Source organism: Streptomyces sp. NPDC030183, assembly GCF_055573455.1.
Genome location: NZ_JBVIBK010000041.1, coordinates 24,966 through 46,835 on the forward strand (window position 1 = coordinate 24,966; position 21,870 = coordinate 46,835).

15 protein-coding genes are annotated in these 21,870 nt (G+C 72.4%); 9 read left to right on the plus strand and 6 right to left on the minus strand.

The window, feature by feature from the left end:
- Nucleotides 1-75 precede the first annotated feature (75 nt).
- A complete protein-coding gene (locus tag ACZ4Z2_RS34620) occupies nt 76-714 on the plus strand; it encodes a class F sortase (protein WP_468081512.1) in 639 nt (212 codons plus the stop codon).
- 27 nt (nt 715-741) lie between these two features.
- Here ACZ4Z2_RS34620 and ACZ4Z2_RS34625 read toward each other — a convergent pair whose 3' ends face one another.
- On the minus strand, nt 742-1,527 hold the full coding sequence (locus ACZ4Z2_RS34625; RefSeq protein WP_468081514.1) for a sulfite exporter TauE/SafE family protein: 786 nt from the start codon (nt 1,525-1,527) through the stop codon (nt 742-744).
- Nucleotides 1,528-1,817: 290 nt separating this feature from the next.
- Between ACZ4Z2_RS34625 and ACZ4Z2_RS34630 the strand changes: the two genes are divergently transcribed.
- From ACZ4Z2_RS34630 to nirD, 3 genes are read left to right on the plus strand one after another with little or no spacing between them, the layout of a single operon-like run.
- The gene (locus tag ACZ4Z2_RS34630; RefSeq protein WP_468081515.1) at nt 1,818-3,032 is read left to right on the plus strand and encodes an NAD(P)/FAD-dependent oxidoreductase; all 1,215 of its coding nucleotides are present in this window, start codon (nt 1,818-1,820) and stop codon (nt 3,030-3,032) included.
- The gene (nirB, locus tag ACZ4Z2_RS34635; protein ID WP_468081516.1) at nt 3,032-5,647 is read left to right on the plus strand and encodes a nitrite reductase large subunit NirB; all 2,616 of its coding nucleotides are present in this window, start codon (nt 3,032-3,034) and stop codon (nt 5,645-5,647) included. The genes ACZ4Z2_RS34630 and nirB overlap by 1 nt, the downstream gene beginning before the upstream one ends.
- A complete protein-coding gene (nirD, locus tag ACZ4Z2_RS34640) occupies nt 5,644-5,994 on the plus strand; it encodes a nitrite reductase small subunit NirD (protein WP_468081518.1) in 351 nt (116 codons plus the stop codon). The genes nirB and nirD overlap by 4 nt, the downstream gene beginning before the upstream one ends.
- Before the next feature lie 97 nt (nt 5,995-6,091).
- On the opposite strand, the gene ACZ4Z2_RS34645 is transcribed toward nirD, so the two are convergent.
- Nucleotides 6,092-7,009 (minus strand): oxidoreductase, encoded by a 918-nt coding sequence (locus ACZ4Z2_RS34645; protein WP_468081519.1) that lies wholly within the window; start codon nt 7,007-7,009, stop codon nt 6,092-6,094.
- Between the two features lie 820 nt (nt 7,010-7,829).
- Here ACZ4Z2_RS34645 and ACZ4Z2_RS34650 point away from each other — a divergent pair.
- The 3 genes from ACZ4Z2_RS34650 to ACZ4Z2_RS34660 all read left to right on the plus strand — a co-directional run bounded on the left by ACZ4Z2_RS34650 (nt 7,830) and on the right by ACZ4Z2_RS34660 (nt 11,968).
- Nucleotides 7,830-8,987 (plus strand): alkaline phosphatase PhoX, encoded by a 1,158-nt coding sequence (locus ACZ4Z2_RS34650; protein WP_468081520.1) that lies wholly within the window; start codon nt 7,830-7,832, stop codon nt 8,985-8,987.
- Nucleotides 8,988-9,081: 94 nt separating this feature from the next.
- Nucleotides 9,082-10,386, plus strand: coding sequence for a glycosyltransferase (locus ACZ4Z2_RS34655; RefSeq protein ID WP_468081554.1), 1,305 nt, complete (start codon nt 9,082-9,084; stop codon nt 10,384-10,386).
- 94 nt (nt 10,387-10,480) lie between these two features.
- Nucleotides 10,481-11,968 carry a condensation domain-containing protein gene (locus ACZ4Z2_RS34660; protein ID WP_468081522.1) on the plus strand — a complete coding sequence of 496 codons (1,488 nt, stop codon included), beginning with the start codon at nt 10,481-10,483 and terminating at the stop codon, nt 11,966-11,968.
- Here ACZ4Z2_RS34660 and ACZ4Z2_RS34665 read toward each other — a convergent pair.
- The 3 genes from ACZ4Z2_RS34665 to ACZ4Z2_RS34675 form a co-directional block, all read right to left on the minus strand.
- Complete coding sequence (locus ACZ4Z2_RS34665) at nt 11,949-12,314, minus strand: hypothetical protein (RefSeq protein WP_468081524.1); 366 nt, start codon at nt 12,312-12,314, stop codon at nt 11,949-11,951. The two genes, ACZ4Z2_RS34660 and ACZ4Z2_RS34665, sit on opposite strands and share 20 nt — an antisense overlap.
- 243 nt (nt 12,315-12,557) lie before the next feature.
- Nucleotides 12,558-15,305, minus strand: a complete 2,748-nt coding sequence (ppdK, locus tag ACZ4Z2_RS34670; protein ID WP_468081525.1) for a pyruvate, phosphate dikinase — start codon at nt 15,303-15,305, stop codon at nt 12,558-12,560.
- A 406-nt stretch (nt 15,306-15,711) separates the two neighbouring features.
- Entirely contained in the window at nt 15,712-16,911 is a 1,200-nt protein-coding gene (locus ACZ4Z2_RS34675; protein WP_468081527.1) for an ROK family protein, read from the minus strand.
- Nucleotides 16,912-17,140: 229 nt separating this feature from the next.
- Here ACZ4Z2_RS34675 and ACZ4Z2_RS34680 point away from each other — a divergent pair, with 229 nt between their 5' ends.
- Together ACZ4Z2_RS34680 and ACZ4Z2_RS34685 are read left to right on the plus strand one after the other, a co-directional pair.
- On the plus strand, nt 17,141-18,586 hold the full coding sequence (locus tag ACZ4Z2_RS34680; RefSeq protein ID WP_468081528.1) for an MGH1-like glycoside hydrolase domain-containing protein: 1,446 nt from the start codon (nt 17,141-17,143) through the stop codon (nt 18,584-18,586).
- Nucleotides 18,583-20,523, plus strand: coding sequence for an amylo-alpha-1,6-glucosidase (locus tag ACZ4Z2_RS34685; RefSeq protein ID WP_468081530.1), 1,941 nt, complete (start codon nt 18,583-18,585; stop codon nt 20,521-20,523). Before ACZ4Z2_RS34680 ends, ACZ4Z2_RS34685 begins: the two co-directional genes overlap by 4 nt.
- Nucleotides 20,524-20,542: 19 nt before the next feature.
- Here ACZ4Z2_RS34685 and ACZ4Z2_RS34690 read toward each other — a convergent pair whose 3' ends face one another.
- Nucleotides 20,543-21,781: a polysaccharide pyruvyl transferase family protein gene (locus tag ACZ4Z2_RS34690; RefSeq protein ID WP_468081531.1), complete on the minus strand. Its 1,239-nt coding sequence runs from the start codon at nt 21,779-21,781 to the stop codon at nt 20,543-20,545.
- Nucleotides 21,782-21,870 lie beyond the last annotated feature (89 nt).

A 21,870-nucleotide genomic window follows, 5' to 3' on the forward strand; every position in this document is an offset into this window, starting at 1 on the left:
CTTGCGCCCCTTCGGCCCGGAGGGGAGGAGCAACCACCCGCCCGCCCCGTACGACCAGCCCCGGAGGAGACCCCCGTGCGTCGGTTCGTCGACGTCGTCCTGACGGGCGTCACCGTCGTCGCCCTCTGCTGCGGCGCCTGGCTGCTGCGCGGCGGCACCGCCTCCCACCCGCCCCCGCAGCCGTCGGCCGCGCAGGGGCACGAGCGGGGGCAGAGCCGTCCGGGGCCCGAGGAGCCGGTCGTACCGGCCCTGCCGCCTTCGCCGCCGGATCGTGTCCGTATCCCCTCGATCCGCGTGGACGCCCCTCTGACGGGCCTCGGTCTCACCCCCACGGGCAGCCTGGACGTGCCGCCCGCCGAGCAGGAGAATCTCGCCGGCTGGTACGCGGCCGGCACCACCCCCGGCGAGCGGGGCACCGCGATCGTCGCCGGGCACGTCGACGACGCCGACGGTCCCGCCGTCTTCTACGACCTGGGCGCGGTGCGGCGGGGCGCCACGATCGAGGTGGACCGGCGGGACGGGGCCACCGCCGTGTTCACGGTGGACGCGGTCGAGGTGTACGCCGCGCGGGACTTCCCCGACGAGAAGGTGTACGGGGCGGCCGCGCGGCCGGAGTTGCGGGTCATCACCTGCGGCGGCCCGTACTCCCGCTCGACCGGCTACGAGGGCAACGTCGTCGTCTTCGCCCACCTCACCGGCAGCCGCCTCTCCTGAGGAGAGTCCTCGCCCTCGTCCTCGCCCTCATGCCAGCCACTGTTCGTACGCCATCTTCGCCACCAGCGTGAACACCACCGTCAGCAGCACGACCCGGACGAAGCCGCTGCCCTTCTTCAGTGCCGTGCGCGCGCCGACCGTGCCGCCGACGAGGTTGAACAAGGCCATCAGCGCGGCCAACTGCCAGTACACCGTGCCCTTCCAGGCGAACGTGGCGAGGGCACCGGCGTTGGTGCAGCAGTTGACGATCTTGGCGGTGGCGGAGGCGGTGACCAGGTCGAGGTGGAGGACGGCGGTGAGGGTGAGGACGAGGAACGTGCCGGTGCCGGGGCCGACGAGACCGTCGTAGAAGCCGATGCCGACGCCCGCGAGGCCGATCGCGGCGAGGACGCGGCGCGCCGAGACCGGGCCGGTGGCGGGTGCCGTGCCGAAGGAGGGGCGCAGGATCACGAACGCGCCGACGCCCAGGAGGACGACCATGACGACCGGTTTCAGGATCTCCGTGCTCATCCCGGCGGCGACGAACGCGCCGGCCGTCGAGCCGGCGAGCGCCGCGAGACCGATGCGGACGGCGATCCGGACGTCCACCGGGGTGCGGCGGGCGTAGGTCACCGCCGCGCCCGTGGTGCCGACGATCGCGACCGCCTTGTTGGTGCCGAGGGCGTACTGGGCGGCCAAGGAGCCGTTCGGCAGGCCGAGGAGGAGGGCGGGCAGGAGCAGCAGTCCGCCGCCGCCCACCACGGCGTCGATCCAGCCGGCCGCGAGGGCCGCGAGGCAGAGGACGACGACCGTGGTCAGCGATATGTCGGGCATGAGCGGACCCTACGGGGGGACACAGGTGTGCCGTCCATCGACCTGAGGGTTTTCTGAGGTTCCCGGCCGGCCCGCCCCCTGGGCGGGGGTGATCGGGCGCCGCCCTCCCGTATACGCCCGCGTCGTGGCCGTCTCGCCTGGTCAGCGGCGGTCCGGGCGCTGTTCTCACACCCCACCCCGGCCCTGCGGAAACCCCTCACACTCCGGTGCGGCCCGTGGGGAGGGCAGCGTTCCTCACGGGAAACAGAGGTGATGCGGTCGGGTAACACCGGCACCGCACGCTCAAGGACATGACCTCGAATGAGCGTGTGGTGGTGATCGGCTCCGGCCTCGCGGGCGTGCGTCTCGCCCGGCGGCTGGGAGAGCTCGGTGTGCCCGCCACCCTGGTGGGCGAGGAGGAGCACACACCGTACAACCGGGTGCTGCTCGCCGACGTCCTGGCCGGGCGGTACGCGCCCGAGGTCATCGCGCTGCCCGCGCCCCCGCGGCTGACCCGGGGCCGGGTCGTCCGTATCGACCGCGAGACGCGAGCCGTACGTCTCGCGGACGGTACGGACATCGCCTACGACACCCTCGTCCTCGCGACCGGTTCGAACCCCGTGCTGCCGCCGCTGCGCGGCCTGTGGGACCCCGAACGGCACGAGTTCCCCGAGGGTGTGCACGCCTTCCGGACCATGGACGACTGCCTGGGCCTGTCGAAGGCGGTGCGGCCGGGCGTACGGGCCGTCGTCATCGGCGGCGGGCTGCTCGGCGTGTCCGCGTCGCGGGCCCTCGCCCAGCGCGGCGCCCAGGTCGTCCTCGCCCAGCAGGGCGAGCGGCTGATGGAGCGCCAGCTGGACCCGTCGGCGTCGAAGCTGGTCCGGCGGCACCTCGAAGAGCTGGGTGTCGAGGTGCACACCGAGACCCGGGTGCGTGCCGTGCGCAGCGTCGGCGGGAGCGTGCGGTCGGTGTCGCTGGCCGACGGGTACGCGCTCGACGCGGACCTCGTCGTCATCGCCTGCGGAGTCCACCCCCGGGTGGGTCTCGCGCAGGACGCGGGCCTCGCGGTGCACAAGGGCGTCATCGTCGACGAGGAGCTGCGCACCTCCGACCCGCACATCCACGCGATCGGCGACTGCGCCCAGTTCCAGGGCACGGTCTACGGGCTCGCCACTCCGGCGCTCGAACAGGCCGACGTGCTCGCCGAGCTGCTGGCGGGGGACACGGGCTCCCGCTACACCGGCACCCGCGCCCTGACCCGGCTGACGCTCGCCGGTCAGGACTTCTTCGATCTCGCCGCGTTCGGCGAGCCCGACCCCCGGCCCGGTGACGACGTCATCCAGCTCGCGGACGCCACCCGCGGCACCTACCGCAAGGTCGTCGTCCGCGACGACCGCCTGGTCGGCGGGGTGCTCGTCGGCGAACTCGGCACCGTCGGCGCGCTCGCCCGCGCCTGGGAGGGAGCAGAGCCGCTCCCCGACAACGGCCCTCTGCTCCACCTGCTCACCAACGATGGAGGCTCCTGATGACCGCCACTGGGGCGAACCCCACGATCGTGCTCGTCGGCCATGGCATGGTCGGCCAGCGCTTCCTCGAAGCGCTCGCCGAGCGCGGCCTGACCGCCACGCACCGCGTGGTCGTGCTGTGCGAGGAGCCGCGCCCCGCCTATGACCGTGTGGCACTGACCTCGTACTTCTCGGGCAAGACGCCCGAGGACCTGTCGATGACGGACATGGCGTTCATCGAGAGCCACGGCATCGAGCTGTACGTCGGCGACCCGGCCGAGACCGTGGACCGCGAGGCCCGCAAGGTCACCGCGCGGTCCGGGCAGGTCTTCGAGTACGACGTCCTCGTCCTCGCCACCGGCTCGTACCCGTTCGTGCCGCCGGTCCCGAACAAGGACGCCGAGGGCTGCTTCGTCTACCGCACCATCGAGGACCTGCTCGCGATCGAGGAGTACGCGAAGAGCCGGGCCCGGGTGGGTGCCGTGGTCGGCGGCGGTCTGCTCGGGCTGGAGGCGGCCGGTGCGCTCAAGGGCCTCGGGATCGAGTCGCACATCGTGGAGTTCGCGCCGCGGCTGATGCCGGTGCAGGTCGACGACGGCGGTGGCGCGGCGCTGCTGCGGACCATCGAGGAGATGGGCCTGTCCGTGCACACCGGGGTGGGCACGCAGGAGATCGTCGTCGGCGAGGACGGCGCGGTCACCGGGATGAAGCTGTCCGACGGCTCCGAACTCGCCACCGACATGGTGGTGTTCTCCGCCGGTGTCCGCCCCCGCGACCAGCTCGCCCGCGACTGCGGTCTGACGGTCGGCGAGCGCGGCGGCATCACCGTCGACGAGCAGTGCCGTACGGTCTCCGACCCGCACGTCTTCGCGATCGGCGAGTGCGCGCTGGCCGCCGACGGCCGGGTGTACGGCCTGGTGGCCCCCGGTTACGAGCAGGCCGAGACGGCCGCCGCGGCCATCGCCGCCGACGAGGCGGAGCAGTTGTCGTTCACGGGTGCCGACCTGTCCACCAAGCTGAAGCTGCTCGGCGTGGACGTGGCGTCCTTCGGTGACGCGCACGGCACCACCGAGGACTGCCTGGACGTCGTCTACTCCGACTCCCGCTCGGGCCTGTACAAGAAGCTGGTCATCGGCCGGGACGGCACGCTCCTCGGCGGCATCCTGGTCGGCGACGCGGAGGCGTACGGCACGCTGAAGGCGTTCACCGGGTCGGTCCCGCCGGTCTCGCCCGAGTCGCTGGTGCTGCCCGCGGGCGCCGGGGAGTCCGCCCAGCTCGGCCCGACCGCGCTGCCGGACGACGCGATCATCTGCTCCTGCAACAACGTCCGCAAGGGCACGATCCGCGAGGCCGTCACCGAGCACAAGTGCACCACCGTGCCCGAGGTGAAGAAGTGCACCAAGGCCGGTACGACCTGCGGCTCCTGCGTCAAGGTCCTCGGCCAGCTGGTCAACGCGGAGCTGGAGGCCGGCGGTGTCGTCGTCGACAAGGGCCTGTGCGCCTGCTTCTCGCAGACCCGCGAGGAGCTGTACGAGATCGTCCTGGCGCTGCGTATCAACACGTACCAGGACCTGCTGGACCGTTACGGCCGCGAGGAGGCCCGGGGCGGCGACGGCTGCGAGATCTGCAAGCCGGCGGTCGGCTCGATCATCGCCTCCCTCGCCCCGACGATCGGCGCCGACGTCTACGTCCTGGACGGCGAGCAGGCGGCCCTCCAGGACACCAACGACCACTTCCTCGCCAACCTCCAGAAGAACGGCTCGTACTCGGTCGTCCCGCGCATCCCCGGCGGTGAGATCACCCCCGAGGGCCTGATCGTCATCGGGGAGATCGCCCGCGACTTCGGCCTCTACACCAAGATCACCGGCGGTCAGCGGATCGACATGTTCGGCGCCCGCGTCGAGCAGCTCCCGCTGATCTGGACCCGGTTGGTGGACGCGGGCTTCGAGTCGGGCCACGCGTACGGCAAGTCCCTGCGCACGGTGAAGTCCTGCGTCGGGCAGACCTGGTGCCGCTACGGCGTCCAGGACTCCGTGCGCATGGCGATCGACCTGGAGCTGCGCTACCGGGGTCTGCGTTCCCCGCACAAGCTCAAGTCGGCGGTCTCCGGGTGCGCCCGGGAGTGCGCCGAGGCCCAGTCGAAGGACTTCGGCGTCATCGCCACCACCAACGGCTGGAACCTTTACGTCGGCGGCAACGGCGGCGCCACCCCGCGCCACGCGGACCTGCTGGCGCAGGACCTCTCCGACGCCGAGCTGATCCGGCTGATCGACCGCTTCCTGATGTTCTACATCCGCACGGCGGACCGTCTGGAGCGCACGTCGACCTGGCTGGAGCGGATCCCCGGCGGACTGGACCACGTACGGGACGTGGTGGTGGAGGACTCCCTCGGTATCTGCGAGGAGCTGGAGTCGCTGATGGCGGCGCACGTCGCCCACTACCGCGACGAGTGGGCCGACACCATCAACGACCCCGAGAAGCTCGCCCGTTTCGTGTCCTTCGTGAACGCGCCGGACACCCCGGACCCGGTCGTGGGCTTCGTGCCCGAGCGCGACCAGATCAAGCCCGACCTGCCGCTCCTGTCCATCGGCCTGCGCCCCGCCGAAGACGTCCTGGAAGGAACCGCCCAGCGATGACCCTGGCACCCGAGACGACCGACCTGAAGGTCCAGCTGCGGCTCACCGACGGCTGGCTCACGGTCTGCGACCTGAGCGCCCTGCTGCCCGGCCGCGGTGTGGCTGCCCTGCTGCCCGACGGCGAGCAGGTGGCCCTGTTCCGCGACCGCGCGGGCAGCCTGTACGCCATCGACAACCGCGACCCGTTCAGTGGCGCGGCGGTCCTCTCCCGCGGCCTCACCGGCTCGCACCAGGGCCGGCCGTTCGTGGCCTCGCCCCTGCTGAAGCAGCGCTTCGACCTGGAGAACGGGCAGTGCCTCGACGACGAGGCGGTGCGGATCAGGACGTACGAGGTGCGGGCGTCGTAACCCGTGCTCCGACATGCGTGGGCGCCGGAACGGGCATGGACCGTTCCGGCGCCGCCGTGTCGGGCCGCGAGCGGGTACAGGGCGCCACAGCGCCGGCTCAGGACTTCAGCTGGTCGTACGTCACGCCGGTGAGCCGTTCCGAGCGCTCCCAGAGGAGTTCGCCGGCCCGGTCGTCGAGGGTCCAGGGGGCGCGCGGCGACCTGGCGGGCGCACCGCGCCACATCAGGAACCGGGGGCCGATGAAGGAGTCGGGGGCGACGCCGGGCGCGGTGGCCGCGTACAGCGTGGGCAGGGCGCCCGCCTCGGCGGACTGGGCGAAGAAGCGGTTGCCGATCCGCATGATCCGCTCGGTCGCCCGGCGGCCCTCCGCCTTGGCCCCGGCGGTCTGGAGGTTCGTGGCCGCGTACCCGGGGTGGGCGGCCGCGGCGACGACGTCGGAACCGGCCGCCGCGAGCCGCCGGGCCAGCTCGTGGGTGAACAGCAGGTTGGCCGTCTTGGAACGGCCGTACGCCAGCCAGCGCCCGTAGGTGCGCGCGGTGTCCAGGTCGTCGAGGTCGATGTTGGCGCGCAGGTGCATCCCGCTGGAGAGGGTCACGACCCGTGCGCCGGCGGTGGCGAGCAGCAGGGGCGCCAGCAGCCCCGTGAGCGCGAAGTGCCCGAGGTGGTTGGTCCCGAACTGCGTCTCGAAGCCGTCGGCGGTACGGCCCTCCGCTACGGCCATCACCCCCGCGTTGTTGATCAGCAGATCGAGCCGGTCGTACGTCTCCTCGTACGCGGCGGCGAACTCCCGCACGGACGCGAGGTCCCCGAGGTCCAGCCGCAGCAGCTCGACACGACCGCCGGGCACCTCGGCCCTCATCCGCTCCAGGGCGGCGCGACCCCGCTCCTCACTCCGGCAGGCGAGCACGACGCGCGCGCCAAGCCGGGCTAGCTCACGAGCGGTGACGTAACCGATCCCGCTGTTGGCCCCGGTGACGACGGCAACCCGCCCGCGCTGCTCCGGAATGTCCCCCACACCCCACCCCACCACGCCACCACCCTCCCGAAAGCCCCACCAACGCCCTCAGGGTAGGGGGAGGGGGCCCGGTTGTCTGCGGGTGAGGCGGCTTGTGGGTGAGGGGGCTGGCGGGTCGAGGGCGCGGGTCGGGGGCTCGCGGGAGGAGGGACGAGTGACGAGTGACGAGGGCTGCGGGCTCGCAGGTCGAGGAGCCTGCGGGACGGGGCCAGGGGCCGGGGGCTCGCGGGTTGAAGGCTGCGGGTGAGAGGGCTCGCGGGTTGAAGGCTGCGGTCGGGAAGCCTGCGAAACGGGCCGGGGGGCCGATGAGCTCACGCATGGAAGGCTGCAGGTGGGAGGGCTCGCGGGTCGAAGGCCGCGGTCGGGAAGCCCGCGGGACGGAGGGCGGGCGGACGCCGCGGTCGGGAAGCCCGCGGGACCGAGGGCGGGCGGACGCCGCGGTCGGGAAGCCCGCGGGACCGAGGGCGGGCGGACGCCGCGGTCGGGAAGCCTGCGGGACGGAGGGCGGGCGGACGCCGCGGTCGAGGAGCCGGCGCTTGTCGGGCTACAGGGCGGGGCTGCGGGGCGGGGGAAAGCGGGGCGCAGCCCCTGCTTTCAGGGGCGCGGGGAACTGCGCGAGCGACCACCACCGACCCCGCACCCGCCGACGCACCCCACGCCCCGAGCTCGAAGGCGCCCCAGGCCCCCCGGACGCCCGCGAACGCCTCCGCGCGGCCACTGACTGTCCATGCTCCGTCAACCCCGCTCCCCTAAGTTCCAACACCGCGCGACCCCGCCGCCGACCGGCAGGCGGGCCGGTCAACGCACCCTTGGAGCGACAGTGGAACGTCGTACCCTGCTACGCGCGGCCGTTCTCGGCGGCACCTCGACCGCGTTCGGCGGAACCCTGTGGCGCGGCGCCGCGTACGCCGCGCCCGCCCAGCCCGGCGCGGGCCCGTACGGCGCCCTCGGCGCGCCGGACGCCAACGGCATCAGGCTTCCGAGCGGTTTCACCAGCCGGGTGATCGCCCGCTCCGGCCAGCGGGTCGCCGGCACGTCGTACACCTGGCACAACGCCCCGGACGGCGGAGCCTGTTACGCGGACGGCACCGGCTGGATCTACGTCTCCAACTCGGAGATCAGCCCGTCCGGCGGCGCGAGCGCGGTGCGGTTCTCCTCGACGGGCACCGTCACCTCCGCGTACCGCATCCTCTCCGGCACGCGCACCAACTGCGCGGGCGGGAAGACGCCGTGGAACACCTGGCTGTCCTGCGAGGAGGTCGACCGCGGATACGTCTACGAGACCGATCCCTGGGGCGTGAAGGCGGCCGTGCGGCGGGACGCGATGGGCCGGTTCAAGCACGAGGCGGCGGCCGCCGACCCGGTGCGCGGGGTCGTCTACATGACGGAGGACGTCACCGACGGCTGCTTCTACCGCTTCCGGCCGACGACCTGGGGCGATCTGTCGTCGGGCACGCTGGAGGTGCTGGTGGGCGGCACGGGCACCAGCGGCCCGGTGAACTGGGCCCGGGTCCCCGACCCGTCCGGTGCGACCGCCACCCGCAACCAGGTCTCCGGCGCCAAGCGCTTCAACGGCGGCGAGGGCTGCTACTACGCCGACGGCACCTGCTGGTTCACGACGAAGGGCGACAACCGCGTCTGGCAGTACGACGCGGCGGCGCAGACCATCGAACTCGCCTACGACGACTCCTTGGTGACCGGCGGCACGGCTCCGCTCACCGGCGTCGACAACGTCACCGGCACCGTCTCCGGTGACCTCTTCGTCGCGGAGGACGGAGGCAACATGGAGATCTGCGTGATCACCCCGGACGACATCATCGCCCCCTTCCTCCGTGTCGACGGCCAGTCCGCCTCGGAGATCACGGGCCCGGCCTTCTCCCCCGACGGCCGCCGTCTGTACTTCTCCAGCCAGCGCGGCACCAGCGGCAGTTCGTCGGGCGGCATCACTTACGAGGTGACGGGACCGTTCCGCACCTGAGTATTTCCCCGGGGAATTTCGAACCCTTTTACACGCCAAACTCGTTCGATTTCCCTTCTGCTAGGTTCAGCGCGTGGTCTTGCCCAAAGAAACGGTGCCGGCGAGCCCCGGATCCGGCACCCGCCCGCGCAAGGTTCTCCTCGCGGCATGCGGTACTCGCGGGGACGTCCAACCCTTCCTCGCACTGGCCGTGGCGCTCCGTCGCCACGGCCACACACCGTTATTGGCCGCCCCGCTCGCCTACGCGTCGGAGGCCGCCGCGTACGGGGTGGAATTCGCGGCGATCGACGACGGTCCGGCCCGTATTCTCGACGAGCCGGAAACCCGCCGGACCATCGACCACGGTCTGCTGGGAGTCCACGGGAAGATCGCGGCCGCGCGGACGGTCGTCCGGCTCAAACAATTGCTGATCCCTTCCCTGCGGGACGTCGCCGCGATCGCCCACGACCACGGGGACGTGGCGGCGGTGGTGCATTCGGCGGCCTTTCCCGCCCAGCACGTGGCGGACGTGCTGGAGGTGCCCGCCGTCGTCGTCGCCCTGCAACCCGGCTGGATTCCCACCGATGAGTTCCCCTGCCCGCTGCTGCCGTTGCCGAGGGTGCCCCGCTTCCTGAACCGCGGCACGTACGCCGTGGTGACCGCGGCCCAGCGGTCCCGTGAGGTGGAGCGCTGGCGGACGACGGAGCTGGGGCTCGCGGCGCGCAGATACGGCGCCCGGAAGTGGCTGCGCGACCCCGAGGGCAGACGGCGCCCCGTCCTCCAGTCGTTCAGCCGGCATGTGACGCCCGTCGACCCGGCCTGGGGCGACGCCGTGCGCACCACGGGCTTCTGGTTCCTGCCCGCGCGCCCCGACTGGGGGCCGCCCGCGGAGCTGACCCGGTTCCTGGACGAGGGGCCGCCGCCGGTCTACGTCGGCTTCGGCAGCATGACCGGCACCCGGGCCCGCCGGAACCACGCCCTGGTCACCGAGGCGGTCCGGCTGGCGGGTGTCCGGGCCGTGGTCGCGACGGGGTGGGGCGGCATCGAGCCCCGTCCCCCGGCACGGGACGTCCTGACGATCAGGGAGGCGCCGCACGACTGGCTCTTCCCGCGGACGGCGGCGGTCGTCCACCACGGCGGCTCCGGCACCGTGGGAGCCGCGCTGGCCGCCGGCCGCCCCCAGGTCCTCTGCCCCCACATGGGCGACCAGTCCCACTGGTCCGCGCGGATGCGGGCGCTGGGCGTGGCCCCCACGCCCCTCGCCGCCCACGACCTCACGGCGGCGCGGCTCGCGCAGGCGATCGGCCGGGCGGTGGAGGACAGCCACCTGCGGTACCGGGCGACGGAGATGGCCCCCGTGATCCGCTCCGAGGCCGGCGTCGACACGGCGGTCGATTCCCTTGTGGCCCGCCTGATGTGACCGCCACCCGCCTTTCCCCTCCCCCATCCCCTCCATTTCCCCATTCCGCCATTCCGCCATTCCCCCCACACGCATACGAACAGAAAGTCCCGGAGTGCTGCAGATTCCTTTCACCGATGCCCGTATCGCGCCCGGAACCGTCCTGTCCTGGTCCCTGCGCACTCAGCGCTCCCCCCTTTCCGGTGAGGAGAACCCGGCGGGCGCGTCCAAGTCCGCCTCGTTCAACCAGGACAAGCACCATTCGTCGTCCCAGGCGACACGGAGCACGAATGACGGCATCGCCAGTTCCATCACGGTCACCTTCGAGATCGACGGACGGCTCGACATCGCGGCGCTGGAATCCGCCCTTCTTCTCCTCGTACGCCGCCACGAGGTGCTCCGCTGTGAATTCCAGCGGCTTGCCGGTGATCTCAACTGCACGGCGTTCGCGCCCGATTCCCTCTCCCTGGAGGCGGAGGAGATCGGCCATTTCCACTCGGCGGAGGAACTGCACACCCATCTGGACAAGGAGTTCAAGAGCCTCGACACGCTGTCCTGGCCGCTGTTCCTGATGGGCGCGGTGGTCCGGGAGTCGTGTTCCACCGTCTATCTCTGCTTCGACCACATCGTGTGCGACGGCATGTCGATGCCCGTGGTGGTGAACGAGCTCCAGACGGCGTACGCGGCGCTCACGGACGGCCGTCGCCCCGCACTGCCGCCCGTGGCCAGCTATCTGACGTTCGGGGACGCGCAACGCCGCCGCTGGTCGTCCCTGCGGGCCGACGACGACCGGCTCGCGTACTGGAAGGGCTTCATCGCCGGGAACGGCGGGTTCTTCCCCCGGTTCCCCTTCGACATCGGGGTGCCGGACGACCGCCTGTACCCGCTGGTGAACCGGAGCCACCGGCTGCTGGACGCCCGTCGTACGGACGCCCTCGCGGCGGGCGCCCGCGCGGCGGGCGGCAGCGTCTTCACCGGTGTGCTGGCGGCGGCCGCGACGGCGCAGCGCCGGCTGGGCGGTCCGGCGGTGTACCGGGGGCTGCTGCCGGTCAGCGAGCGGAGCGAGGCGGTGTGGGAGCACGCCGTGGGCTGGTTCGTGAATACGATGCCCATCGAGTTCGAGGTGAGCGAGGGGGGCGAGGGGGGAGTCGGGGGCCACGCCGCCACGGTGACCGGGGTGCGGGCCGCCTACGCCGAGATGCAGCGGCACGTGGGCGTGCCGTTCGTCCGGGCCTGGGAGCTGCTCGCCCCGGAGGCGTTCTCCCTGCACCACTGGCCGTGCGCCGTGAACTTCTTCTCGTACATCGACTTCCGCAGGGCTCCCGGCGGGGAGCGGCACCCGCTGTGGAACCCGACCCTGCATGTGTGGGCGGCCCGCGGCAACGGCATCAGCCACTGGTTCCACCGGACCGCGGAGGGTCTGTACGTCAACATGCTGCACGTCGACACACCCGAGGCACAGCAGATCAGTGACGCGCTGAACGACGCGCTCGTGGGGGTGCTGCTGGAGATCGGTGACCTGCGGGACGGGGGCGGGGTGCCGATGCCGATCCCGCGGCCGTCCCGTTCCCGGGACGGCCGGCTCAGCGGAACTCGTGAGTGACCTCGATGGGGCCGACGATGTGGGCGTTGAACTCGTCGAGTTCCTCGGCGGGCACCCACAGCTCCAGGATCGTCTCGCCCCCGGCCTGTCGCACGGGGTAGCGGCGCAGGAAACCGGTCTCGACCTCGAACCGGGTCACGAAGCCGGCGCCGCTGTGCTTCACGTTCCAGTCCCGCGCGATCTTCACGGCGTACTCCTCGTTGAGCACGGGGTAGAAGATCGGCTGCTCGGGAAGGCGCGGCGGCCAGGCCCTCCACCCCGACTCCCGCACCAGGGCGAGCTCCTCGGGTCCGGTGGGACGCCACAGCGTGGTCGTCGCGGACGGCGTCGGGCGCGGCGTACTCACGGGAACTCACCTTCGGGGAACGGGCCGACTGCCGGAACGCGATCGGCGGAGCCCCCGACGCTACCGACAGCCCGGCCCCGCGGGCCACGGACTTTCACCCGCCCGTGAGGGAGGGCGGCACCCCCCGCACGGGGTGCCGCCCTCTCTTTCGTGATCCGGAACCGCCGCCCATCGGTGAGGGTCGGTCGGGGACGAACGGCGGTTCCGGGGTCCTGGGTGCGAGGCGGGGCCTCGCGGTGGTCGCTAGCGGTGGTCGCTGCCCTCCGACTGGGTCGCCGCGCGGCCGGCCTCCAGGCGGGCCACCGGGATGCGGAACGGGGAGCAGGAGACGTAGTCGAGTCCGACCTCGTGGAAGAAGTGGACCGACTCGGGGTCACCGCCGTGCTCGCCGCAGACGCCGAGCTTCAGGTCGGGGCGGGTGGCGCGGCCGGCCTCGGCGGCCAGCTTGACCAGGGAGCCCACACCGTCCTTGTCGATCGTCTCGAACGGGCTGACGCCGAAGATGCCCTTCTCCAGGTAGGCCGTGAAGAAGCTCGCCTCCACGTCGTCCCGGCTGAAGCCCCACACCGTCTGGGTGAGGTCGTTGGTGCCGAAGGAGAAGAACTCCGCCGCCTCCGCGATCTGACCGGCGGTCAGCGCGGCCCGCGGCAGCTCGATCATCGTGCCGATGGCCAGCTTCAGCTGCGTACCGGTCGCCGCCTCGACCTCCGCGACGACCTGGTCGGCCTCCTCGCGGACGATCTCCAGCTCCTGCACCGTGCCGACCAGCGGGATCATGATCTCGGCGCGCGGGTCGCCCTTGGCGTTCTTCCGCTCGGCCGCCGCCTCCGCGATGGCCCGCACCTGCATGGTGAACAGGCCGGGGATGACCAGGCCGAGGCGGACGCCACGCAGACCCAGCATCGGGTTCTGCTCGTGCAGCCGGTGGACGGCCTGGAGGAGGCGGAGTTCGTTCTCGTGGGGCTCCTGGCGGGACTCCGCCAGGGCGACACGGACCGACAGCTCGGTGATGTCGGGCAGGAACTCGTGCAGCGGCGGGTCGAGGAGACGGATCGTCACCGGCAGCCCGTCCATCGCCGAGAACAGCTCGACGAAGTCCTGCTTCTGCAACGGGAGCAGCGCCTTCAGGGACTCCTCACGCTCGGCCTCCGTGTCGGCCAGGATCAGCCGCTCGACCAGCTCACGCCGGTCGCCGAGGAACATGTGCTCCGTGCGGCACAGCCCGATGCCCTGGGCGCCGAAGCGGCGGGCGCGCAGCGCGTCCTCGGCGTTGTCGGCGTTGGCCCGCACCCGCAGCCGGCGCTTGCGGTCGGCGAAGGCCATGATCCGGTGGACGGCCTCGACCAGTTCGTCGGCGTCGTTGGCGCCGGCGTGCATCCGGCCCTCGAAGTACTCCACGACCGGGGACGGGACGACCGGGACCTCACCCAGGTAGACCTTGCCGGACGAGCCGTCGATGGAGATGAGGTCGCCCTCCTCCACCACGTGCCCGCCGGGCACCGTCATCCGGCGTCGCTTGGTGTCGACCTCCAGCTCCTCGGCGCCGCAGACGCAGGTCTTGCCCATGCCGCGGGCGACGACGGCCGCGTGGGAGGTCTTGCCGCCGCGCGAGGTGAGGATGCCCTCGGCCGCGATCATGCCGTCGAGGTCGTCCGGGTTGGTCTCCCGGCGGACCAGGATGACCTTCTCGCCGGACCGGGACCACTTCACGGCCGTGTACGAGTCGAAGACGGCCTTGCCGACGGCCGCGCCCGGCGACGCCGCGATGCCCCGGCCGACCTGCTGGACCTTCGCGTCCTCGTCGAAGCGCGGGAACATCAGCTGCGCGAGCTGCGCCCCGTTGACGCGCTGGAGCGCCTCGGCCTCGTCGATGAGGCCCTGGTCGACGAGCTGGGTGGCGATCCGGAAGGCCGCGCCCGCGGTGCGCTTGCCGACGCGGGTCTGGAGCATCCACAGCTGGCCGCGCTCGATGGTGAACTCGATGTCGCAGAGATCCTTGTAGTGGTTCTCCAGCGTCTCCATGATCTGCATCAGCTGGTCGTACGACTTCTTGTCGATCGACTCCAGCTCCGCCAGGGGGACGGTGTTGCGGATGCCCGCGACGACGTCCTCGCCCTGGGCGTTCTGCAGGTAGTCGCCGTAGACGCCCTGGTGGCCGGAGGCCGGGTCGCGGGTGAAGGCGACGCCGGTGCCGGAGTCGGGGCCGAGGTTGCCGAAGACCATGGAGCAGACGTTGACAGCGGTACCGAGGTCGTGCGGGATGCGCTCCTGGCGGCGGTAGAGCTTGGCACGGTCGCCGTTCCAGGAGTCGAAGACGGCCTTGATGGCCAGGTCCATCTGCTCGCGCGGGTCCTGCGGGAAGTCCCGGCCGGCCTCCTTCTTGACGATCTTCTTGAAGGTGGTGACCAGCTTCTTGAGGTCGGCGGCCTCCAGCTCGGTGTCGACCGTGACGTTCTTGTTCTCCTTGGCCTTGTCGAGGGCGTCCTCGAAGAGTTCGCCGTCGACGCCGAGGACGGTCTTGCCGAACATCTGGATGAGCCGGCGGTAGGAGTCCCACGCGAAGCGCTCGTCGCCGGCCTGGTCGGCGAGGCCCTTCACGGACTTGTCGGACAGACCGATGTTCAGGACGGTGTCCATCATGCCGGGCATGGAGAACTTGGCGCCCGAACGGACCGAGACCAGAAGCGGGTTGTCGGCCTGGCCCAGCTTCTTGCCCATGCGCTCTTCGAGGGCCTCCAGATGGGCGGTCACCTCGTCACGCAGTGCCGCGGGCTCGTCGCCGCTGTCGAGGTAGACCTTGCACGCCTCGGTGGTGATGGTGAAGCCGGGGGGCACGGGAAGACCGAGGTTGGTCATCTCGGCGAGGTTCGCGCCCTTGCCACCGAGGAGGTCCTTGAGGTCCTTGTTGCCCTCGGTGAAGTCATAGACGAACTTCACGCCCTCAACGCTCTGAGCTACGTGGCCTACGTGGGGATCTTTGTTTTCCGACACAGGTCCCAACTCCTTGAGGACGCGGTGGCTGCCCTGACGGCGAGGAACATACCCAGATCGAAGGCTCCTGGGTACGTCCACTTGCGCGTCATGCGCCTGTAACCACCCGTCCGCCAGCAGATCGAAAGTCAAGGCTTGGCAAGGAGTTGAACGGCGAAGCGTTCACCTCTTGAAGGCGACAGGAGGCGAGCCCCCTGAATCGCGCTCGAATGAGCGGCGTTCAACACGTCTGAGTTCGCGCGATGAACGATCAAGGGGTGGCACTGAGTGCCACCCCTTGAAGACCCGCAACCACCCAAGATCCGCTCATCTGAGCGCGACCCTTATCAGGGGTGGCGAGAATCACGCGCTCGCGGAGGCCGGGATTTCACTATCCGGACCGTCGCGCGGGACGGAAACCCGCTCGTCACACCCCCAGGGCCGCCAGCCGCGCCTCCGCCCGTTCGGGCGCGTACAGGTGCTCGACGACCAGGGCGCCCGCCCCGACCAGCCCCGCCCGCTCGCCCAGCCGGGAGGTGACCACGTCCAGGTGGGCCGTGGAGCGCGGCAGCGCCCGCTGGTAGAGGAGTTCACGCACACCCGTCAGGAAGGGGGTTCCGGCCAGATCTCCGGCGATCATCAGCACGCCGGGGTTCAGCAGGGTCACGACCGTCGCCAGGACGTCGCCCACGGACCGGCCCGCCTCCCGCGCGAGGGCCATCGCCTCGGGGTGTCCGGCGACCAGCAGATCGCGCACGTCGGAGCCGGAGGCCGCCGGGACGCCGGCCTCGCTCAGCCGCCGCGCGACGGCGCCGCCGCTCGCGACCGCCGCCAGACAGCCGTAGGACCCGCACTTGCACTGCGCGTCCGCGCCGCCGGGCACCCGGATGTGGCCGATGTCGCCGGCGCCGCCGTCGACGCCCCGGTAGATGGAGCCGCCGACCACCACCCCGGCGCCGATGCCCGTGGACACCTTGACCAGCGCGAACGCCGAGCAGACGGCGTATCCCGAGCGCTGTTCGCCGTACGCCATGAGGTTGGCGTCGTTGTCGACGAGGACGGGGACGCCGGCCGGGCCGCCCGCGTGGTCGGTGAAGGCGCGGGCCAGCCGGCCGCGTATGTCGTAGCCGCCCCAGCCGGGCATGATCGGCGGCTGCACGACCCGGCCCGAGTCCATGTCCACCGGCCCGGGGACGGCGAGCCCGATGCCGCAGACCGCGTCGGCCGACTGCCCCGCCTTCTCCAGCAGTTGGGCGAACCAGCGCCCCAGTTCGTCCAGGACCGTCCCGGGGCCGTCCTCGATGACGAGCGTGCCGGTGTGCTCGGCCTGTATCTCGCCGGTGAGGGAGAGGACGGCGGCGCGGGCATGCCGGGTGTCGAGGTCGGCGGCGAGGACGACCGCGTGCTCGTCGTCGAACTCCAGTGTGATGGAAGGGCGTCCGCCGAGTGGGGAGCCGACCGGGCCGCCGGCACCCTCACGGAGCCAGCCCGCGCGGAAGAGCCGGTCGAGGCGCTGTCCGACCGTGGCCCGGGACAGGCCCGTGGCCTGCTGGAGCGCGCCACGGGTGGTGGCCCGGCCGCTGCGGACCAACTCCAGCAGATCTCCTGCACCGGCGTGACTACCCACCTTCGCGTCCTCCCGTTCGCGCGATCCCTCACCCGATCATCCCCGCCGCCGAGGGCCGACGGCGCACCGCTCACGCGATCGTGCGCGGACCGTTCCGAGCGACCACTCACGCTCACCCTCTTGCGTTCACCAACTCTGCATTACATATTGAGTTTTGCGTGTTAAATAGACGTAACCCTACGGTACCCACTGCCGAACTGGTCGGCACCTTGTCCTCGGGGAGCCCTGAGTGGATCGCACAACCCAGCTCACAGCCCGCCGACCAGGCACGGGCGTCCGCCATGAAGCCGCCGTATACGATCCGGTCGTCCGGGGCGGATCGCTGCACCGCGGGGCCGCCGACGTGCTGGAGGGCAACTGGACGGGGACGTCCACCGTGCCGTCCCGCCGGCTGTATCCGCACCAGTGGTCGTGGGACTCGGCGTTCATCGCGATCGGGCTGCGCCATCTGTCGCCGCTGCGGGCGCAGACCGAGCTGGAGACGCTGCTCGACGCGCAGTGGGGGGACGGCCGGATCCCGCACATCGTCTTCAACCCCTCGGTGCCGCTGGAGGCGTACTTCCCGAGCCCCGACTTCTGGCGCTCCTCGACCGCGGGGCGCGCTGCGGGCGCCCCGCGCACCACCCAGACCTCCGGCATCGTGCAGCCGCCGGTGCACGCGCTGGCGGCGTGGCTGGTGCACCGCTCGGACCCGGGGCTCTCCCGGGCGCGCGGCTTCCTGACCCGGGTGTACCCGCGGCTCGCGGCCTGGCACCGCTATCTGCTGCACCGCCGGGACCTGGGCGGCGGCGGACTGGCCTCCGTGGTCCACCCCTGGGAGCAGGGCATGGACAACAGCCCCGCCTGGGACGCGCCCCTGTCCAGGGTGACCCCGGCCCCGGCCCGTTCCTTCCGCCGTGCCGACCTCGACCACGGCGCGGCCGAGGACCGGCCGACGGACCTGGACTACGGGCGGTACGTGCGGCTGGCGACGGACTACCGGGACGCCGGGTACGCCGACGGACTCGGGGAGTTCGCCGTCGAGGACCCCGCCTTCAACGCCCTCCTCATCGCCTCCGAGCACGCCCTCGCCCGGATCGCCGCGGAGTTGGGGGCGACGGGCACGGCACGCGACGCCCGCGCGGAGCGGCTGACGGCGGCCCTGGTGGAGCGGCTGTGGGACCCGGCGGAGGGCATGTTCTTCTGCCGGGACGTCATCGGCGGCGCCCTCGTGCCCGAGCGCGGCGTCTCCGGACTGCTCCCCCTGCTCCTGCCCGGACTCCCCCGTGAGATCGCCTCCGCCCTGGTACGGACGGCGCACGGGCCGCACTTCGGACTCGGGGACACCACCCGGCTCGTGCCGTCGTACGACCTGCGGGGCGAGGCGTTCGATCCGCACCGGTACTGGCGGGGCCCGGCCTGGTTCAACACCAACTGGATGCTGGAGCGGGGCCTGCGGATCCACGGGGAGCTGGGGCGGGCGGACGCGCTGCGGACGGCACTGCTGGAGACCGCGGGGGCGTCCGGCTTCGCGGAGTACGTCGACCCGTACACCGGCGAGCCCTGCGGCGCCCTCGGCTTCAGCTGGACCGCCGCGCTCGCCCTCGACCTGCTCCACCACGACGACCGGGACCACGACGGCGAGGCCGTCCTCAGCACCAGCGACATGAGTGACAAGGGAGGGGACCTGGGATGACGGACCGGCATCATCTGCTCGTGCGCGGCGGGACCTTCGCCGCCGTGAGCGACGGCGGCGACATCGGCGGGCGGCGGGGCGGCGGCTCCCCGGACGGGTTGTTCGTACGGGACGCACGGCATCTGAGCCGCTGGCAGCTCACCGTCGACGGCGCGGTCCCCGAGACGCTCACCCTCGTCGGCGACGGCGACTCCGCGCGGTGTGTGCTCGTCCCCCGGGGCGGGCGCCAGGAACCGCCCGCCTACACGCTCTTCCGGGAACAGGCCGTCTCCGACAGCGCGTTCGTCGAGTCGCTGCGCGTCACCAGCAACCGCCCGGTACCGACGACGGTACGGATCGCGCTCACCGTCGACGCCGACTTCACCGACCAGTTCGAGCTGCGCTCCGACTTCCGCACGTACGCCAAGGCCGGTGCCGTGAGAAGGCGTGAAGTCCTCGACGACGGGGTGGAGTTCAGCTACCGGCGTGGTGCGTGGCGGTCCTGCACGACGGTCACGGCCGAGCCGGCGCCGGACGCCGTGGAGGAGACGGGGACGGGCGCGCGGCGCCTGGTGTGGGCCCTGGACCTGGACCCGCACGGCTCGATGGAGCTGACCCTGCGGGTGATGGCCCGGCCGCACGGCGACCGGCGGCCCCTGCGGGTGCCGGCCTCCCCGGCCGCCGTGACGCACCAGGTCCTCGCCGCGGAGGGCGAGTTCATGGAGGGCGTCGCCTTCCCCACCGGCTGGCCCGAGCTGGCCGCCGCCTGCGCCCGCGGTCTCGCCGACCTCGCCGCGCTCCAGGTGCCCGCGACCGGGCCGGACGGCGAGAACCTGCGGGTGCCCGCCGCCGGAGCGCCCTGGTTCCTCGCCCTCCTCGGCCGTGACGCGCTGCTGACCTCCCTGTTCACCCTGCCGTACCGCCCGGAACCGGCCGCCGCGACGCTCCTCGCCCTCGCCGCCACCCAGGCGTCCGAGATCGGTGTGGACGCGGTCGCCCAGCCCGGCAAGATCGTCCACGAGGTGCGCCACGGCGAGCTGGCCCACTTCGGGCAGGTGCCGTACGGCCGCTACTACGGCTCGGTCGACGCGACCCCGCTGTTCCTGGTCCTGCTCGGCGCGTATGTGGAGCAGACCGGTGACGTCACCCTGGGCCGCCGGCTGGAGCCGCAGGCCAGGGCCGCGATCGGCTGGATGCTGGACCACGGCGGCCTCACCTCCCGGGGCTACCTCGTCTACCGCGCGGACCAGGGCGGCCTCGCCAACCAGAACTGGAAGGACTCCCCCGGCTCCATCTGCTCCGCCGACGGCAGCCGCCCGCCCGCCGGGCCGGTGATGGCGGCGGGCGCCCAGGGCTACGCGTACGACGCGCTGCGCCGGACCGCCGCGCTGGCCCGCACGGTCTGGGAGGACGAGGTGTACGCGGCCCTCCTGGAGCAGGCCGCCGGTGATCTCCGCGACCGGTTCCAGCGGGACTTCTGGATGCCGGAGCACGACTTCCCGGCGCTGGCCCTGGACGGCGAGGGCCGGCAGATCGACGCCCTCGCCTCCGACGCGGGGCATCTGCTGTGGTCGGGGCTGCTGGACAAGGAGTACGGCAAGACGGTCGGCCGGCGGCTGCTCGAACCGGACTTCTTCTCCGGCTGGGGCGTGCGCACGCTGGCCTCGGGGCAGCCCGCGTTCCATCCGCTGTCGTACCACCGGGGCTCGGTCTGGCCGCACGACAACGCGCTGATCACCCTGGGTCTGGCCCGGTACGGGCTGCACGACGAGGCCCGCACGGTCGCGGGCGGGCTGGTGGACGCGGCCACGGCCATGGGGCACCGGCTGCCCGAGGTGCTCGCCGGGTACGGCCGGGACACGCACCCGGAGCCGGTGCCGTATCCGCACGCCTGTGTGCGGGAGTCCCGGTCGGCGGCGGCACCGCTGGCGCTGCTGACGGCGGTCGGGGGCGCGTAGCGCGCCTCCTGACGCACCCTCAGGGCAGGTCCACCAGCAGCCTGCCCGCGGTCTCCCTCGCCTCCGCCTCCGTGCCCGCCCAGGCCACGGCCGCGCCGGGTGCCGTCGGGGGCCGGTGGGCGGTCCAGGTGTCCCAGTAGCTGCGGATCTTGCCGTAGCGGTCGGGGACGAGGACGTGCGGGAGGGCGAGAAGCAGACCGAGGACGTGGCCGTGGAGGCGGTCGGTGACGGCGACCCGCCCGGAGGTCAGCAGGCGGCAGCCGCGCGCGAGCTGGAGGCGGGCGAGGCCGTCGTAGGCGGCGAGGAGACCGGGAACCGCTCCGACCGGGTCGCCGGACGAGGCCCGGCACAGGGCGCGGGCCCGGCTCCGCCACAGGGTCTCCTTCGCCTGCCGCCACTCGGCGTCCTCGGTCTCGCGGGCCCAGTCGAAGACGTACGGGCCGCCGGGCCGGCCACGGGCCGCGCCCCGCCCGGCCGGCGGGCCCTTCGCGGACTCCTTGTCCTCCCGGGCCAGCCAGACGACGTCATGGCTGGCCGCGCCACCGGTCAGCGCGTCCGGGGGCACGGCGAACGCGAGGTCGGGCGCGAGCAGCGCGGGCGCCTCGAAGACGGAGCGGCAACGGTGCAGGCTGTGCCGGTCGCGCAGCAGCAGGGTGAGGTCGGGGTGGGCGTCGAAGACCCGGCGGGCGCGGGTGAGGTTGGCGTGGTCGGTGAAGTGCACGGACTGGGGCAGCTGGAGGATCCGGCGGTCGGGGAAGTCGCGCAGCACCCGCTCCCGCAGCAGCTGGCTGTCCTCCCAGAGGTCGCCGAGGGTGCCGCCGCCGGTCAGCATGATCGGCCCCTCCGGGGCACATGCCGTCAGGTGTGCGGGGTCGTACGACAGCGGGTCGCAGGCGTAGCGCACCTCGGCGCCGAGCGCGGTGAGCAGGGCCCGCTGGCCGAGCCAGATCGCGCTGTCCCCGACGTTGGAGGTGAGCGGGGCGCCGATGACCGCGCACCGGGTGCCGACGGGAACGAGCCGGTCGAGGACGGTCAGGAGGTAGGAGACGTAGGGGGAGCAGTGCGGGACGCAGGAAGGCGGGGGCGGAGACGGCGCGGGGGTGAACGGGGAGGGGCGGCCCGGTCCCGCCGCCGGTTCGCGCGCGGTCCGGCGGGTGGGCCCGTTCGTCTTCTTCGGCGTCGTCTTCGGGGTCGCCCTCGGCGTCGTCCCCGGCGTCGTCCTGGGCGTCTTCTTCGGGGTCTCGCTCGCTCCGCACACCGAAGCGCGCTACCCGGACATTTCCCCACTCATTCCGAGATGACGGAAACCGGCCGCACTACGACCGGAACACCGACGCATCGGGGCAA

Excerpts from the sequence above, each read along its gene's own strand:
- ACZ4Z2_RS34625 (WP_468081514.1), bottom strand. The coding sequence starts at position 1,527 with ATGCCCGACATATCGCTGACCACGGTCGTCGTCCTCTGCCTCGCGGCC.
- ACZ4Z2_RS34630 (WP_468081515.1), top strand. The coding sequence starts at position 1,818 with ATGACCTCGAATGAGCGTGTGGTGGTGATCGGCTCCGGCCTCGCGGGC.
- nirB (WP_468081516.1), top strand. The coding sequence starts at position 3,032 with ATGACCGCCACTGGGGCGAACCCCACGATCGTGCTCGTCGGCCATGGC.
- nirD (WP_468081518.1), top strand. The coding sequence starts at position 5,644 with ATGACCCTGGCACCCGAGACGACCGACCTGAAGGTCCAGCTGCGGCTC.
- ACZ4Z2_RS34685 (WP_468081530.1), top strand. The coding sequence starts at position 18,583 with ATGACGGACCGGCATCATCTGCTCGTGCGCGGCGGGACCTTCGCCGCC.